This window comes from Streptomyces desertarenae (genome assembly GCF_042681365.1).
In the GTDB taxonomy this organism is placed as follows: domain Bacteria; phylum Actinomycetota; class Actinomycetes; order Streptomycetales; family Streptomycetaceae; genus Streptomyces; species Streptomyces desertarenae.
In genome coordinates this window covers 163,173-179,156 of sequence record NZ_JBHUFU010000003.1, presented here as the reverse complement: position 1 = coordinate 179,156, position 15,984 = coordinate 163,173, and the positions used below count along the sequence as shown (strand labels likewise).

Sequence of the window (15,984 nt, the reverse complement as noted above, 5' to 3'; positions counted from 1 at the left end):
CGCGCTGCGGTCCGGCGGCCGCCCCCCGGGACACCGATGCTGCCCGCCGGCGCCGCCGCGGGGAAACCGGGGGCCACCAACCGGAGCAACCGGGCGGCCGGTCCCGGCGCCCGTGCCGCCCGCCGCCCGGCTCAGGGGGTCCGCCAGGAGTCGCTCTCCAGGTGGGATCCGGCCTGCGGTCCCATCCGCAGCATCCCGCCGTCCACCGACCACGAGGCGCCGGTGACGTAGGAGGCGTCCTCCCCGGCCAGGAAGGCGATCACGGCGGCCACCTCCCGGGCGTCGCCCGGCCGTCCCGCGGGGATGCCGGGCCGCTTCTCGGCGCGGACGTCGGTGTCCTCCTGGCCGGTCATCGGTGTGGCGATCTCCCCCGGTGCCACCGCGTTGACGGTGATGCCGTCGGCGGCCAGCTCCAGCGCCATGACCTGGGTGAGCAGGCCGAGTCCGCCCTTGGCCGCGCAGTAGGGCGCGGCGCCGACCCTGGGCTGGTGCTCGTGGACGCTGGTGACGTTGACGATCCTGCCCCCCTCCCCCTGCCGGATCATGCGGCGCGCGGCGCGCTGACCGCACAGGAAGGGCCCGACGAGGTCGACGTCGAGGACCTGCCGGACGGTGTCGAGGTCGAGGTCGAGGAAGGGGGTGGCGGTGCCGGTCCCGGCGTTGTTGACCAGCACGTCGATCCTGCCCAGTTCGTCGGCGAGCCGGTCGATCGCGTCGGCGGCGCCGGGGAGTTCGGTGAGGTCCATCCGGGCGACGGCGGCCCGGCGGCCGTGGGAGCGCACCTCCTCGGCCGTGCGGTGCGCGCCCCGCTCGTCCTCGTGCCAGGTGATGCCGACGTCCATCCCCTGTTCGGCCAGGCGTACGGCGGTGGCACGGCCGATCCCCGAGTCCGCTCCCGTGATCACGGCGACACGGGTGGTGGGTGCGCTCTGCGCGTTCATCAGGCCTCCTCGTGGGCGGTCGGGCCGGGATCCGGTACCCGGGTACCGCGCCGTGAAACGGGAGGTCGCCGGGCGGACGGGTGATCTGCGACCACCATTCGGCCTAACCGCGGTGACCTCGCGGCCGGGCCCGCCGTTGGACACGGCACCGGCCGCCGACGGCTGAGCGGCCGGACGAATGTCCGCAACCAAGGAGTGACTTTTCATGTCGCGTTTCGCCAAGGCCGCCGCCGTGACGGTCGTCGCCGGTGTCGCACTGGCCGGGACCGCCGGCTCCGCCGCCGCCGACGCGGGGGCTCAGGGCTCCGCCATCGGCTCCCCCGGTGTCGTCTCCGGCAACGTCGTCCAGGTGCCGGTCCACGTCCCGGTGAACGTGTGCGGCAACACCATCGGCGTGGTCGGGCTGCTGAACCCCGCCTTCGGCAACACCTGCATCAACGACGGTGGCCAGAAGAAGGGCTACGACAAGAAGGAGCAGGACAACAAGGAGCACGGCAAGAAGGACCACGGCAAGAAGGAGCAGGACAAGAAGGACCACGGCAAGAAGCAGAACAAGGACCACGGCAAGAAGGACCACGGCAAGGGCGGCCAGGGCAAGCACAAGGGCAGCCGCTGACGCCGTCGTGCGTGTCCGGTTCCGGCGGCCCGAGCAGCCGGAACCGATGCGGACCTCCGGGGGGAGGGCCCCAAGAGGGCCCTCCCCCCGGAGGTCCTTGCGCGTTCTCCCGCCCCGGGGCGGGGGTTCCTCAGGCCGTGGAGCGGACGGGGCAGCGCGCGGTGCTGCCCCGGGGCACGCACCGGGCGGTGGGGGACCACCGCTCGGCGACCGGTTCCCCGTCCACCAGCTCCAGCACCGACTCGGCGACCAGCACGCCGTACCGGTGCACGTCCACGCTCATGGTGGTGAGCGGCGGAGAGGCCAGCCGGCACAGCGTGGAGTCGTCCCAGGCGATCAGGCTGAGCCGGTCCGGCACGGCCACGCCCAGCTCCCGTGCCGCGCCCAGTCCGGCCACCGCCATCACGTCGTTGTCGTAGAGGATCGCGGTGGGCGGCTGCGGGCCGCGCAGCAACTCCCGGGTGAGCCCGGCGCCCGCCTCGCCGGAGTAGTCGCCCTCGACGACCACCGGTTCGATGCCGGCCTCGCGGCACCCCTCGACCAGCGCCTCGGTGCGGGCCCGGGTGTGCAGCAGGTCGGCGGGCCCGCTGATCCGGGCGATGCGCCGGTGGCCGAGGTCGAGCAGGTGGGCCAGGGCCTCGCGCACCGGCCCGGCGTCGTCGGTGCGGACGGCGGGCATGGCCCGGCTCCCCGGGCCGCCGGTTCCGCCCGGCTCCCCGAGGTCGTCCCCCGCGCCCACCAGGACGGCGGGCAGCCCCAGCTCCCGCAGGACGGGGAGGCGCCGGTCGGCGACGGTGCGGTTGACCACCACGACCGCCTCGACCAGCTCCCGCTCCGCCCACCGCCGGTAGGCGGCGACCTCCGCCTCCTGGTCGGCCACGACGTGCAGCAGGACGGACAGCCCGCGCTCGGCCAGGCGCTCCTCGATGCCGGCGATGAACTCCATGAAGAACGGTTCGATGCCCAGCAGTCGCGCGGGGCGCGCGAGCACCAGCCCGACGGCTCCCGAGAAACCGCTGCCCGCGTCCACCGCGTTCGTCCCCCCGCCACCGGATGCGTCCACTCAGTACCGCACCACCCGGGCGCTCAGGGAGTTGGCGGAGCGCAGCACCAGCGGGTCCGTCAGCGCGGCGGGGTCGACCTCGGCGGCCGTGCGCACCGTGAAGGAGCGCGTCTCGCCGGCCAGCAGCGGTACCAGCATCTCGTCCACCACCGCGTCGGGGGCGACCCGGTCGGCCAGGACCGCCACGTCGCGGGCGAAGGAGGAGGCGGTCACGTCCACCCGGTAGCCGCCCTCGACCGCGACGGCCTCGGCCTTCAGCGCCGCGGGGTCGTAGGCCAGGTCGCGGTCCTCGGCGAAGAGGTGGACGGCGCGTACGTCCTGCGCTGTCGCCACCAGCACCTCCTCCTGGGCGTTCTCCGGGCTGACCAGTGACGGATCCAGCTCGATGCCGGCGACCGAGCGGGCCGGCACGTCGAGGGAAAGCTTAACGGTCCGCAGCACCGCCCCGGAGAAGGTCTGCCGCTCCAGGTGCAGTTCGCCCGTCCAGGGCCCGTCGTGGTCGTTGACCGCGACCAGGACGGGCCGGCCGTCGCGGGGCTGGACGGTCAGCAGCCGCGGCGCGTAGGCGTGGCGCAGTCCGTACCACAGCGGCTTGGGGCGCTCGTCGCCGTCGACCGCCGCCCAGGAGGTCACCGGCCAGCAGTCGTTGAGCTGCCAGACGACCGAGCCGGCCGTCCGCGGCCACCAGGAGCGGAAGTGCTCGATGCCGAAGGCGACCGCGCGGGCCTGGTTGAGCTGGGTGGCCCAGTGCCAGTCCTCGAACGACCTCGGGGCGGGCAGGTGGGGCGCCATGCCCCGGTCGAGCTTGTCGTTGCCCTCCTCGGCCTTCTGGTGGAGCAGGAAGGCGGGCGAGGTGGGGGTGAGCGGCTCGTCGTGGATCCACCGCGTCAGGGTCGCCCAGGTCGGGGGGCCCTGGAAGCCGAACTCGGAGCAGAACCGCGGGACGTGGTCGCGGTAGTGGGTGTAGTCGACCCGGTTCCACACCTCCCACTCGTGCCGGGTGCCGTGGTCCTGGTCGTTGGGGTGGGTGCCGTCGACCGGCATGCCGGGGTTGTAGGGGCTGTTGGCGGAGTAGAAGCGGGTCGGGTCCAGTTCGGCCACGACGGACGGCAGCAGCTCGGTGTAGTAGCGCAGGCCCCAGGTGCGGCCCTGGAGCTGCTCGGGCCAGCCCCAGTCGCGAAAGCCCCACATGTTCTCGTTGGCGCCGTTCCACAGGGCCAGGGAGGGGTGCGGGGTGAGGCGGGCGACGTTCTCGCGGGCCTCGGCCTCGACCTCGCTCCACAGCGGCTCCTCCTCGGGGTAGGAGGCGCAGGCGAAGGGGAAGTCCTGCCAGACCAGGACGCCGCGCTCGTCGCAGACGTCGTAGAAGTCCTCGGTCTCGTAGATGCCGCCGCCCCACACCCGCAGCAGGTTCATGTGGGCGCCGACGGCCTGGTCGACGCGGCGTTCGAGGCGCTCGCGCGTGATGCGGGTGAGGAAGTGGTCGTCGGGGATCCAGTTGGCGCCCTTGACGAAGATCGGCTTGCCGTTGACGACGACCGTGAAGGGGGTGCCGATCTCGTCGGGGGTGGTGTCCACGGTGACGGTGCGGAAGCCGATGCGGCGCTCGTAGGTGTCCAACGGCTCGCCGTCCCCGGGTGCCTCCAGGGTGACGGCGAGGTCGTACAGGGGCTGCTCCCCGTGCCCGGCGGGCCACCACAGCCGGGCACCGGGGACGGTGACGGCGACCTGCGCGGAGGTCTGCCCCGCCGGGACGGTGACGCGCCCGGTGCGGCCGGCCACGACGGCGGTCAGCACCAGGTCGGCGTCCCCGGCCGGGCCGGAGCGCTCGACGTCGACGTGGACCTCGGCGCGGCCGGTGCCGTCGGCGTCCACCGTCACCAGCGGGCGCACCCGGGCCAGGCGGGCGGTGTGCCAGCGCTCCAGGCGCACCGGCTTCCAGATGCCGGCCGTCTGGAGGTCCGGCCCCCAGTCCCAGCCGAAGCTGCAGGCCATCTTGCGCACCATGTTGAAAGGGTGCGGGTAGACGTGGTCGCGGCGGCCGAGGCGGCGTTCGACCTCCTCGGCGTACTCCAGGGCGGAGCGGAAGGAGACGGCGAGCCGGTGCTCGCGGGCGCCGCCGGCCAGGGCGGCGCGGACGTCGAAGCGGTAGCTGCGGTGCATGTTGGCGGTGCTGCCCAGCACCGCCCCGTCCAGTTCGACGGTGGCCACGGTGTCCAGGCCCTCGAAGACCAGGTCCACGCGCTCGCCGGGGCCGGCGGGTTCCGCCTCGAAGGCCAGGTCGTAGCGCCAGTCGGTGCGGTGGGCCCAGACCAGCTCCTCCTCGGCGCGGTCCAGGTAGGGGTCGGGGATCAGTCCGGCCGCCAGCAGGTCCAGGTGGGCGCTGCCGGGGACGGACGCCGGGACCGTCCGGCCCGCGACGCCCTCCGGCACCGGTCCGGCGGTCGCCGACAACTGCCAGCCGTCGTGCAGGGTTTGGCGGATCATCGGCGCTCACTCCTAGGTCGGTCGCTCCGCCGGGGGCACGGCGGGTCGGGGCGGGTCGTTTCTGGGGCCGTGGGAGGAAGGGGCCGGTCGCCGGTGGATTTCTCCCTCGCGAGCCGAGTATCGTCGCCCGAGATTCTTACGCCACCGAATTAAGTAAGTCAACGGCGCATGCGGCCAGGACGGAGAGACCACCGTGGCACCATCTTCCGTTTCGCTCCCTCCCGAGGTGACGTACCTGCGGGCCGGCGGGGTCGGCCTCGTGCTCGACCTGACCGGCGGCACCCTCCCGCGGGTGCTGCACTGGGGCTGCGACCTCGGCGACCTCGACCCCGGACGGCTGCGGGACCTCCGGCTCGCCCGGCGGCCGCAGCCCATCGGCTTCTCGGTGGACGCCCCCGTGGAGGTGGCCGTCCTCCCCGAGCAGTCGGCAGGCTGGCTGGGCACCCCCGGCCTGGTGGGCAACCGCGGCGGACGGGACTTCTCCACGGCCTTCGCCGTCCGCGAGGCGCACCTGGCGGTACCGCAGGAACCCGCCCCCGGCGGCGGGGCGGGCGGCCGCCTCACCGTCCTCGCCCACGATGCCGGCGCCGAGCTGGAACTGGAGCTGGTGATCGAGCTGACCGCCTCCGGACTGGTGCGCCAGCGCGCCGCGGTCACCAACCGCGGTTCCTCCCCCTTCGCGCTCGACGCGGTGAACCTCACCCTGCCGGTGCCCGCCGCCGCCACCGAGCTGCTGGACTTCACCGGGCACCACCTGCGGGAGCGCAGCCCGCAGCGCACGGCCTTCACCCAGGGGCTGCGGATGCGCGAGAACCGCACCGGCCGCACCGGCTACGACAGCGCCTACCTGCTCGCCGCCGGCACCCCCGGCTTCGGCAACCGCTCCGGGGAGGTCTGGGCCGTGCACACCGCCTGGTCCGGCAACCACCGCACCTTCGCCGAACGCACCTTCCACTCCGTCTCCCTGCTGGGCTCCGGCGAGCTGCTGCTCTCCGGCGAGGTGGAGCTGGCGCCGGGCGAGTCCTACACCTCGCCCTGGCAGTACGGCTCCCACGGCACCGGCCTGGACGAGGTCTCCGCGCGCTTCCACCGCTGGATGCGCTCCCGTCCGCACCACCCCTCCACGCCCCGCCCGGTCACCCTCAACACCTGGGAGGCCGTCTACTTCGACCACGACCTGGAGCGGCTGCGCCGGCTGGCGGACGCCGCCGCGACGGTGGGCGCCGAGCGCTTCGTCCTGGACGACGGCTGGTTCGGCTCGCGCCGCGACGACCGCCGGGGCCTGGGCGACTGGTACGTCTCCCCGGAGGTGTGGCCCGACGGCCTGGGCCCGCTGATCGACCACGTGACGGGCCTGGGGATGCAGTTCGGCATCTGGGTCGAGCCGGAGATGATCAACGAGGACTCCGACCTCGCCCGCGCCCACCCCGACTGGATCATGGCCACCGGCGGCCGGCTGCCCGGCGCGGCCCGCTCCCAGCAGGTGCTCGACCTGGCACGTCCCGAGGCCTTCGCCCACATCCTCGAACGCCTGGACGAGCTGCTGAGCACCCACCCGATCTCCTACCTGAAGTGGGACCACAACCGGGACCTGGTGGAGGCCGGGCACCGGCCCACCGGCCGCGCGGGCGTGCACGGCCAGACGCTGGCGGTCTACCGGCTGCTGGACGAACTGCGCCGCCGCCACCCCGGGGTGGAGATCGAGTCCTGCTCCTCCGGCGGCGGGCGGGTCGACCTGGAGATCCTCCAGCGCACCGACCGGGTGTGGGTCTCGGACTGCATCGACGCCCTGGAGCGGCAGCAGATCCAGCGCTGGACGGGCGTGCTGATTCCGCCGGAGCTGATGGGCACCCACGTGGGCTCCGGGACGGCCCACACCACCGGACGCCGCCACCCGCTCGACTTCCGGGCCGGCACGGCGCTGTTCGGCCACTTCGGCATCGAGTGGGACCTGACGGCCGCGAGCCCGGAGGAGCTGGCGCGGCTGGGCGAGTGGGTCGCCCTCCACAAGGAGCTGCGCGGGCTGCTCCACACCGGCACGTCCGTCCGCGCCGACCACCCGGACCCGGCCTACCACCTGCACGGCGTGGTCGCCGAGGACGGTTCGGAGGCGGTGTACGCGCTGGTGGCCACGGCCTCCTCCGAGCTGTACCCGCCCGGGCCGGTCAGGCTGCCCGGACTCGACCCCGACGCCGTCTACCACGTGCGGCCGCAGCCGCCCGGTGACCTGCCGGACGGCAACGCCCACCACTGGGGCGCCCTCCTGCCGTGGTGGACGCAGGAGGGGGTCCGGCTGCCGGGCCGGGTGCTGGACGGCGCCGGGCTCCAGGCACCGGTGCTCTACCCCGAGCGGCTGGTGCTGCTGCGCGCGACGCGGGTGTGAGGCACGGGTCCGGGGGGCGGCCGGCCGCCCCCCGGGCCGGGCCGCCGCCGGGCCGTCAGCGACGGCGCAGCCGGATCACCCGGGCGGCGGGCGCGGGCACCGGGCAGGTCAGCCGCAGCGTCCCGCGCCGGGCGTCCCACTCCAGCGGCCAGTCGGCCGCGCCGGTGCCCCGCGGCGGGGGGAAGACCGTCTCGGGCGCGGCGTCCGCACCGCGCAGGGGTGCGACGGGCAGCTCCAGCGCCGCCGGGGCACCGGGCCTGCGCCACACCGTCAGCAGGACGTCCCCGCCCGCTCCGCCGTCCGGCGGGGGCACCCGCAGCCCCGTCGCCACCCACGGCCCGGGCGGCCCGGCCAGACCGAGCGGCCACAGGGGCAGGGCGCGGGCGATCTCCGGCAGCAGGGCCCGGTGGACGGCCACCGCCTCCCGGACCAGGCCGAGCCGTCCGGCGTCCATCCGGTCCAGCCGGCCGGCCAGGTACAGCCGCCCCAGGATGCCGCCGGCGAGCGTGAACACCGCTTCCCCGTCCGTCATCTCCGGCTGCGCGTAGGCCCAGTTGCCGGCCTGCTCGGGCAGGACGGACGCGGGGGCCGCGGCCGCGATCGGCGGGTAGAGCAACGGGTTCTGCTGGTCGGAGGTGGACTGCAGGTGCAGCCGTGAGAGCAGCGCGTAGTCCATGCGCATGGCGCCCGAGGCGCAGTTCTCCACCAGCAGTCCCGGATGGCGCTCCAGCAGCGCGTCGAGCCACGCCAGATGGGCGCGGTTGTGCTCCAGCAGGCCCTCCCCCGGGGCCGCGCCGCCGGTGTCGGTCCCGGCACCGGGCATGATGTTGTGGTCGAGCTTGAGGTAGCCGGTGCCGAAGTCGCCGACCAGGCGGTCGACGACGGAGTCCAGGTGGGCCGTGGCCGCCGGGTGCCGCAGGTCCAGGTGGAAGCGGCCGTGCTCGACCACGCGCTCGCCGCGGCGGCGGAAGAACGCCTCCTCGGGCAGGCGCCGGGCGAGCGGTGAGCGCACTCCGACGACCTCCGGCTCCAGCCAGAGGCCCGGCACCATGCCGTGCGCCCGGATCCGGTCGGTGACCTCGGCCAGCCCGCCGGGGAAGCGGGTGGCCGACGGCCGCCACTCCCCCACGCTGTCCCACCAGTGGCCGTCCTCGTCGTACCAGCCGGCGTCGATGCAGAAGTACTCCGCCCCGGCCCCGGCCGCCGCGTCGACCAGGGGCAGCAGCCGTTCGGTGGTGGGGTCCCCCATGAGGGTGTTCATGTAGTCGTTGAAGACCACCGGCAGCGGCGGTGTGCCTCCCGGCGCCCGGCCGCGCAGCAGGGCGCGGCGCTGCCGGGTCAGGGCGGCGAGGGCGCCGTCCGGGCCGCCGCCGTCCGCGCCGCCGCCCGCCGCCACGGCCAGGGAGACCGGCACGGTGGTGAAGCCGCGTCCGGCCGTCACGGCCGTGCTCCACTGGTGCTCGGCGTCGGTCGGGCCCAGCAGCGCCACGTAGGCGCCGGCCATGGTCTCGCCCGCCTCCCAGTGCCAGGCCCCGTTGTGCTCGATCTGCCAGGCCAGCGCCCAGGAGCCGTCCCGGGCGACGACCGCCCCGGTGGGCAGGTGCTCGCCGGTCGACCACGAGCTGCGGGAGGTCAGGGCGAAGCGGCTGCGGGAGGCGTGGTGGTGGGCCGCCGGGTCCGTCTGCGGCAGCCCGGCCTCGCGCAGCGGGACGCGGTGCCAGCGGGACTCGGCCACCCAGTCGCAGTCGCCGTACAGCAGGTCGAACTCCTCCAGGGGGAGCCCGGAGTCGGCGAGGAAGGCACCGGTGACGGCCGAGGTGACGGCCTGGATCCGCACCTCCCCCTCGCCCGCCAGGGCCAGTTCGGTCCAGGTGCGCACGGCCGGCACCCCCTCGACGGCCCGGAAGACGCTGGTGGCGGTCAGCCCGGTGACGGGATCCGCCTGCTCCACCCGCAGTTCGCCGACCCGCCCGGCGGGCGTCTCGGCGCGGGACTCGGTGTGGCCCGTGTGGCGCAGCCGGCGGCCGACGACGGTGTCGGCGTACCGGTGGCTGCCGGGGAAGCGGCCGTGGCCGAGCGCCAGCACCTCCACCAGCGGCACGCCGGGCGCATCGCCGGGTGGTGCGGCCGGTGCGTGCGCCGGGCGCAGGGAGAGCAGGGCGACCGGCTCGTCCCCGCCCAACGCCAGGGTCAGCCGCGCTCCGCCACCCGACCAGGACAGCAGGGATCGGGACATGGGATGCCTCCTCGTGCCGGGGTGACCGGCCTGCGGTTCCCGGGTCCCGGCCCTCGGGACTCCGGCCCGCGGGCGGTCCCGTGGTCCGGTGGCGCGCCGCCGGCCCACGGGACCGCCCGCCGGGGCCCCTCCCGGACGGACCGGGCCCGGGCCCCGTGGTCGGACGGCCCGCGGTCAGGCGGCCGCGCCCTCGGCGTCCGGCTGCTTCCCGGGACCGCCGCCGGCGTGCAGCCAGCACTTGGCGTAGTGGTCGTAGCCCACCTCGAAGTCCTCCGGCAGCCGGGAGCAGGCGTCCGTCGCCGAGGGGCAGCGGTCCCGGAAGGTGCACCCCGGATCGCCGCCGGCGAGGCCGGAGGCGCCCGCCGGCTCGACGCGCGGCTCCCGGGCGAGCCGACCGCGGTCCCCGGCGTCGGGGTTGGGCGCCGCGGCGGCCAGGAGCCTGGTGTAGGGGTGCTGGGGGTTGAGGATGACCTCGTCCGCCGGGCCCCGCTCGACCACGCGCCCCCGGTACATCACCAGGATGTCGTCGGAGAAGTGCCGTGCGGTGGCGAGGTCGTGGGTGATGTACAGGACGGCGAGGTCGTCCTCGCGCTGGAGGCGGGCGAGGAGGTTGAGCACGCCCAGCCGGATGGAGACGTCCAGCATGGAGACCGGCTCGTCGGCGATGACGACCTGGGCGCCCGGCGCCAGGGCCCGCGCGATCGCCACGCGCTGGCGCTGGCCGCCGGAGAGCTCGTGGGGGCGGCGCCGGGCGATGTCGGCGGCGGGGGTGAGGTTGACGCGCTCCAACAGCTGCTCGACCGCGCGCCTGACCTCCTGCCGGCCCCTGGCCCGGCCGTGCAGCAGCAGCGGGCGGGCCAGGTGGTGCTCGACGGTGTGGAACGGGTTGAGCGAGGCGAAGGGGTCCTGGAAGACCATCTGCACGTGGTCGCGGTAGGCGCGGTCGGCGACCTGCCGACCGTCGGGGCCGGTGGCGGTGATCCGCCCCGCGGTGGGCTTCTCCAGACGGGCGATCATCTTCGCGACCGTGGACTTCCCCGAGCCCGACTCGCCGACCAGCGCGACGGTCCGGCCGGGCGTCAGGGTGAAGGAAACGTTGTCAACGGCGCGGAACCTGGAGTGCCGCAGTCCGGAGCGGATGGAGAAGTCCTTGACCAGGTCGCGTACGTCGAGGGTCGTCATCGCGTACCCGCCTCCTTCACGGTGTCGTCGGTGCGCTCGCGGGCGCTGGACTCCCCGGTGCGGACGAACGCGCCCCGTTCCCCGGTGAGGCTGGGGAAGGAGTCGAGCAGAGTGCGGGTGTAGGGGTGCCGCGGCCGCCGGTGGATCTCCTCGGCGGTGGCGTACTCGACCACCTCGCCGTCGCGCATGACGGCGATCCGGTCGCTCAGCTCCAGCAGCAGGGGCAGGTCGTGGGTGATGAAGACGACCGCGAAGCCCAGCTCGTCGCGGAAGCGCAGGATCTCCTTGAGGATGCCGCGCTGGACGACCACGTCGAGCGCCGTGGTGGGCTCGTCCATGATCATCACCTGGGGGTCGAGCAGCAGCGCCATGGCGATCATGACGCGCTGCCGCATGCCGCCGGAGAGCTCGTGGGGGAAGGAGTCCAGCCGCCGGGGGTCGACGCCGACCAGGCGGAGGACCTCCTCGCACCGCGCGCGGCGCTCCCGGGCGGACATCCCGGGGCGGTGGGTGGTGAGCACGTCCTCCAGCTGCGCCCCGACCGAGATCACCGGGTTGAGGGCGTTCATCGCGCCCTGGAAGACCATCGACAGCTTCGACCAGCGGAAGGCGCGCAGTTCCTCCTTCTCCAGGGCCAGCAGGTCGATGTCCTTCCCGTCGCGGTCGTGGAAGACGACCGACCCGGAGGTCACCTCGGCCGGGGGCCGGTGCAGCCGGTTGATCGCGTACGCCAGGGTGGTCTTGCCGCAGCCGGACTCGCCGGCGAGGCCGAGGATCTCGCCGCGGCCGAGGGTGAGCGAGACGTCCTTGACGGCGTGGGTGGGCTTCTCGCCCTGGTAGACCACGTTGAGGTTCTCTACCGTCAGGACGGCGTCGCGGCCGGAGGCGTCGCGCCCGGGGGCCGCCGCCGGACGCGGTGCGCGGCCGCGGTCGCCACCGGAGCGGCGGGTGCGCCGGGTGGCCGCCGGGGCGGTGCGCAGCTTGGGGTTGATGATCTCGTCGATGCTGAAGTTGATCAGGGAGAGACCGCAGCCGAAGAGTGCGATGACCAGGCCGGGCGGGCCGAACCACCACCACGCCTCGTACTGGAGGGCGAAGCCGTTCTGGGCGTAGAAGAGCATCTTGCCCAGCGTGGAGGAGTTGGAGGCGCCCAGGCCCAGGAACGACAGGCCCGCCTCGCTGAGGATCGCCAGGATGACGGCGAACACGAACTGCGAGGCCATCAGCGGCAGGAGGTTGGGCAGGATCTCAACCGAAACGATTCGCCAGGGCTTCTCGCCCGCCACCTTCGCCGCGGCCACGTAGTCGCGGTTGCGCAGGGAGAGGGTCTGGGCGCGCAGCACCCGGGCGGAGGCCGCCCAGCCGGTGATCGCCAGCACCACCGCGATGGTCCACCAGCCGCGCTGCTCGACGGGGACGAAGCCGGCGATGACGATGACCAGAGGCAGGCCGGGGATGACCAGCATGACGTTGGACAGCAGGGAGAAGCCCTCGTCCACCGCCCCGCCGACGTAGCCGCCGATGACGCCGAACACCGCGGACAGCACGGTGGCCAGGATGCCCACCAGCAGGCCGATCTGGAGCGAGCCGCGGGTGGAGTGGGCCAGCTGGGCGAGCACGTCCTGGCCGGTCTGGGTGGTGCCCAGCCAGAACTCGCCGCTGGGCGGGGTCATGCCGATGTCGCGGACGGTGGCGGGATCGCCCACCAGCAGCGGCCCCAGGACGCCGAAGAGGGCGAGGGAGACGACGAGGCCGAGGCCGATGCCGAGCTTGGGCGACCAGCGCGGCATCAGGGAGCGCCAGCCGCTGCTCCCGGCGCGCCGGGGGACGGGTCCGGTACCGGTGGTCCCGGCGGGGGTGTCCGGGGGCGCGCTGTCGACGGCCTCGGCGGGCGGGTTGATGTTCGTCACGGTGTCGGTTCCTCGCTCTCAGTGGCCGGCGCGGGTGCGGGGGTCGATGAGGCCGTACAGCAGGTCGACCACCAGGTTGGCGCCCAGCACGGCCACCGTGATGACCAGGAAGATCCCCTGCATCAGGGCGTAGTCGTTGTTCTCCACGGCCTGCAGGAGCCTGGACCCGATGCCCGGGTAGGAGAAGACCTGCTCGGTGACGACCGACCCGGAGACCACGAAGCCGAGGGAGATGGCGAATCCGGCGACCGACGGCAGGACCGCGTTGCGCGCGGCGTAGCGGGTCATGATGCGCCGCTCGCGCAGGCCCTTGGCCCGGGCGGTGAGGACGTAGTCCTCCGAGACCGTCGAGACCATCATGTTCCGCATCCCCAGCAGCCAGCCGCCGACCGAGGAGACCACGATCGTCAGGGCGGGGAGGGTGCCGTGGTAGACGGCGGAGGAGATGAACTCGCCGTTCCAGCCCGGGGTCAGGATCACGTCGTAGCCGCCGCTGATCGGGAACCAGGCCAGGCCCGAGGCGAGGATCGCGACCAGGATCAGCGCCAGCCAGAAGTAGGGCACCGCCGCCAGGACGGTGGTGGCGGGGATCAGCGAGTCCAGCCAGGAGCCGCGCTTCCAGCCGACGAGGGCGCCGAGCCCGACGCCGAGCAGGAACGACAGCAGGGTGGCGATCCCCACCAGCACGATCGTCCAGGGCAGCGCGTCGCCGATGACGGTCGAGACCTCGGCGGGGAAGACGCTGACCGAGATGCCCAGGTCCCCCCTGGCCATGTTGGCCAGGTACGAGAGGTACTGGCTGATCAGGGGATCACCGGTGTTGGTCCCCAGGAGCAACTCGTAGGACCTGCGGACCGAGGGGTCGGCCACTCCGCCGCGCTGTTGCAGCTTCGCCATGAGGGTGTCCACCGGATTGCCCGGCATCATCCTCGGGATGAAGAAGTTCAAGGTCAGCGCCGCCCAGAGGGCGACGAGGTAGAACCCGAACTTCCGGGCGTAGTACCTCACCGATTCCCGCCTATCACTGTGTGCTCTCCTCACAACCGTTCACTGCCGCGCCGCGGCGGCCGCGGCAGTGGCCGCCGCGGCCGCCGCGGGCGCGGTCACTTGCCTGCCGGCTTCAGGGCCTTGTAGATCTGCGCCTGGTCGGGCCGGCTCCAGACGGCCGGAACGGCGTAGAGGTTGTACTCCGTCGGCCAGCCGCTGAACTTCTCGTCGTGGTACTCGCTGGTGGTGCCGGCGGTGAGGACGGGGATGTACGGCATGTCCTCCTCCAGGGCGGTCTGGATGGTGTCGTAGTGCGCCTGGCGCCGGTCGGCCGCCTCGGGGGAGGTCTTCTTGAGCTCCCGGAGCGCCTTGTCCACCTCGGGGTTGCTGTAGCGGGCGAAGTTCGGGTTGGCCGCCTCGCCGACCTTGGCGGTGGTCTCGGTGCTGAAGAAGTAGCTGTAGGTGTAGTAGGGGTCGGGGGTGGGCCCCGGGTACAGCGCGTCGATCACCAGCTGGTAGTCGCCCTGGCCGCGGGCCTCGGACCACTCGTTCCAGGAGGACTGCTGGGCGGTCAGCTTGATGCCGGCCTTCTTCAGCTGCTCGGCCATGGTGTCGACGGCGGTGATGTAGTCGGTCCAGCCGGAGACGACCCGGACCGTCAGCGCGAGCTTCTGGCCGCCCTTGGCGTAGACGCCGTCCGAGCCCTTGCGCCAGCCGGCGTCCTCCAGGATCCGCGCGGCCCTGGAGGCGTTGGGCTCCATCGGGGCCAGGCTCTCCTTGAGCTTGCCGGAGATGATCTCCTTGCCGCTCTCCACCGGCACGAATCCGGGCGAGATCTGGCTGCCGGTGTCCTGGAAGGCCAGGGAGTTGACCTGGGTGCGGTCCAGGGCGTAGTAGATCGCCTTGCGCACCGCCGGGTCCGTCTGCGGGCCCTTGCAGCCCAGGTCGGCGTTGGAGCAGGTGATCAGGACCGTCTGGTTCAGCGGGACCGTGACGGCCTTGTATCCCGGGTAGTTCTTCTCGACGTTCCTCATGTCCGGGACGGGGCCGGTCTGCCAGTCGATCTTCTTGGCCTTCAGGGCGTCGGCACCGGCCTGGTTGCCCGACAGCGCGATGTAGCGGACCTGCTTGAGGGCGGGCTCGCCGTCCCAGTAGCCGGGGTTGGCCTTGAGGGTGAAGGCCTGCCCCTTGAAGTCGGCCAGCGTGTACGGCCCGGTGCCGACGGGCTTGGTGACGGTGTCCTTGGCGGGCTCCTCGATGTCCTTCCAGATGTGCTCCGGGACGATGAAGACCTTGCCGAGGATCTGCGGCCCCTCCATGTAGGAGGGCTCGTCGAAGGTGATCTTGACGTGGGTGTCGTCGACGGCCTCGGCCTTGCCCTGGTAGCCGGTGCTGTTCATCTCCTTGTGCCGGGAGATCATGTCCAGCGTGAAGACGACGTCGTCGGCGGTGAACGCCTCGCCGTCCGACCACTTGACGCCGTCCCGGAGGGTGATCGACAGCTCGGTGCCGTCGGCGTTCCAGGAGTACTCGGTGCCCAGCAGCGGCTTGGCGGGCTCGTCGCGGACCTGGTTGAAGTAGAACAGCGACTCGAAGATGGTGCCCGGCCCCTCGTTGAGGGTCGGCGAGAACGGGTTGAAGTTGGCCTGGTAGTCGCCCGCCTGGCCGGTGAAGACCACGAGGGTCTCGTCCCTGCCTCCGCCGCTTCCGCCCGACTGCGAACAGGCCGTGGCCAGCAGGGCGAGCGCGGCCATCCCGGCTGCCGCGACGCGCGTACGGCGGCGTCTTGCTTGCTGGAACATAGTGGAAGGATCCTCTCGTCCTGAGGGGCGCGTCGGTGCGCCGTCCGACCCTCTCGCCGGCGGGCGGGGCCGCTCATGTGGGGCGATTGTTAAGTCGCCGAAGAAAGAAAGTCAATACTTGTGCGCCGCCCCCTCGCTCCGGACGCGGACACGGGGTCCCGGTGCGGGCGGGCCCCCTCCTCCCGGCCGGTCTCCCGTACGGGGCCGGCGGGACGTGGGGGGAGGATACGGCGGGAGCGGTCCGGCGAGGGCCGTTTCCGGCCGGATGCCGGGCCGGGCGGGAGGCACGGCGGGGAGCCGCAGGGACCGGAGGAGGAAGGCCGAGGGGGCGAGGAAGCGGCCGGAGCCCCCGTCGACCGTGCTTGCCGGGGTTCGGC

At 73.5% G+C, this 15,984-nt stretch carries 9 protein-coding genes and 1 pseudogene; 2 read left to right on the top strand and 8 right to left on the bottom strand.

Going from position 1 to position 15,984, the window contains the following annotated elements:
* Positions 1-131: 131 nt before the first annotated feature.
* On the bottom strand, positions 132-941 hold the full coding sequence (locus ACFSJS_RS06915) for an SDR family oxidoreductase (RefSeq protein ID WP_380897896.1): 810 nt from the start codon (positions 939-941) through the stop codon (positions 132-134).
* Between the two features lie 205 nt (positions 942-1,146).
* Between ACFSJS_RS06915 and ACFSJS_RS06910 the strand changes: the two are divergent.
* Positions 1,147-1,413, top strand: a pseudogene (locus ACFSJS_RS06910) (chaplin); the annotation flags it as partial.
* Between the two features lie 274 nt (positions 1,414-1,687).
* Here ACFSJS_RS06910 and ACFSJS_RS06905 read toward each other — a convergent pair.
* Positions 1,688-2,620: a LacI family DNA-binding transcriptional regulator gene (locus ACFSJS_RS06905; RefSeq protein WP_380897895.1), complete on the bottom strand. Its 933-nt coding sequence runs from the start codon at positions 2,618-2,620 to the stop codon at positions 1,688-1,690.
* Complete coding sequence (locus ACFSJS_RS06900) at positions 2,621-5,107, bottom strand: glycoside hydrolase family 2 protein (protein WP_380897893.1); 2,487 nt, start codon at positions 5,105-5,107, stop codon at positions 2,621-2,623.
* 193 nt (positions 5,108-5,300) lie between these two features.
* Here ACFSJS_RS06900 and ACFSJS_RS06895 point away from each other — a divergent pair, with 193 nt between their 5' ends.
* The gene (locus ACFSJS_RS06895; protein WP_380897891.1) at positions 5,301-7,490 is read left to right on the top strand and encodes an alpha-galactosidase; all 2,190 of its coding nucleotides are present in this window, start codon (positions 5,301-5,303) and stop codon (positions 7,488-7,490) included.
* A gap of 55 nt (positions 7,491-7,545) precedes the next feature.
* On the opposite strand, the gene ACFSJS_RS06890 is transcribed toward ACFSJS_RS06895, so the two are convergent.
* From ACFSJS_RS06890 to ACFSJS_RS06870, 5 genes are all read right to left on the bottom strand, one after another.
* The gene (locus ACFSJS_RS06890; protein WP_380897888.1) at positions 7,546-9,726 is read right to left on the bottom strand and encodes a glycoside hydrolase family 36 protein; all 2,181 of its coding nucleotides are present in this window, start codon (positions 9,724-9,726) and stop codon (positions 7,546-7,548) included.
* 174 nt (positions 9,727-9,900) lie between these two features.
* Complete coding sequence (locus ACFSJS_RS06885; RefSeq protein WP_380897885.1) at positions 9,901-10,908, bottom strand: ABC transporter ATP-binding protein; 1,008 nt, start codon at positions 10,906-10,908, stop codon at positions 9,901-9,903.
* A complete protein-coding gene (locus ACFSJS_RS06880) occupies positions 10,905-12,818 on the bottom strand; it encodes a dipeptide/oligopeptide/nickel ABC transporter permease/ATP-binding protein (protein WP_380897883.1) in 1,914 nt (637 codons plus the stop codon). Before ACFSJS_RS06880 ends, ACFSJS_RS06885 begins: the two co-directional genes overlap by 4 nt.
* 18 nt (positions 12,819-12,836) lie before the next feature.
* A complete protein-coding gene (locus tag ACFSJS_RS06875; protein ID WP_380897880.1) occupies positions 12,837-13,826 on the bottom strand; it encodes an ABC transporter permease in 990 nt (329 codons plus the stop codon).
* 95 nt (positions 13,827-13,921) lie between these two features.
* The gene (locus ACFSJS_RS06870) at positions 13,922-15,607 is read right to left on the bottom strand and encodes an ABC transporter substrate-binding protein (protein ID WP_380897878.1); all 1,686 of its coding nucleotides are present in this window, start codon (positions 15,605-15,607) and stop codon (positions 13,922-13,924) included.
* Positions 15,608-15,984 lie beyond the last annotated feature (377 nt).

Excerpts from the sequence above, each read along its gene's own strand:
- ACFSJS_RS06890 (WP_380897888.1), bottom strand. The coding sequence starts at position 9,726 with ATGTCCCGATCCCTGCTGTCCTGGTCGGGTGGCGGAGCGCGGCTGACC.
- ACFSJS_RS06870 (WP_380897878.1), bottom strand. The coding sequence starts at position 15,607 with ATGTTCCAGCAAGCAAGACGCCGCCGTACGCGCGTCGCGGCAGCCGGG.
- ACFSJS_RS06900 (WP_380897893.1), bottom strand. The coding sequence starts at position 5,107 with ATGATCCGCCAAACCCTGCACGACGGCTGGCAGTTGTCGGCGACCGCC.
- ACFSJS_RS06915 (WP_380897896.1), bottom strand. The coding sequence starts at position 941 with ATGAACGCGCAGAGCGCACCCACCACCCGTGTCGCCGTGATCACGGGA.
- ACFSJS_RS06885 (WP_380897885.1), bottom strand. The coding sequence starts at position 10,908 with ATGACGACCCTCGACGTACGCGACCTGGTCAAGGACTTCTCCATCCGC.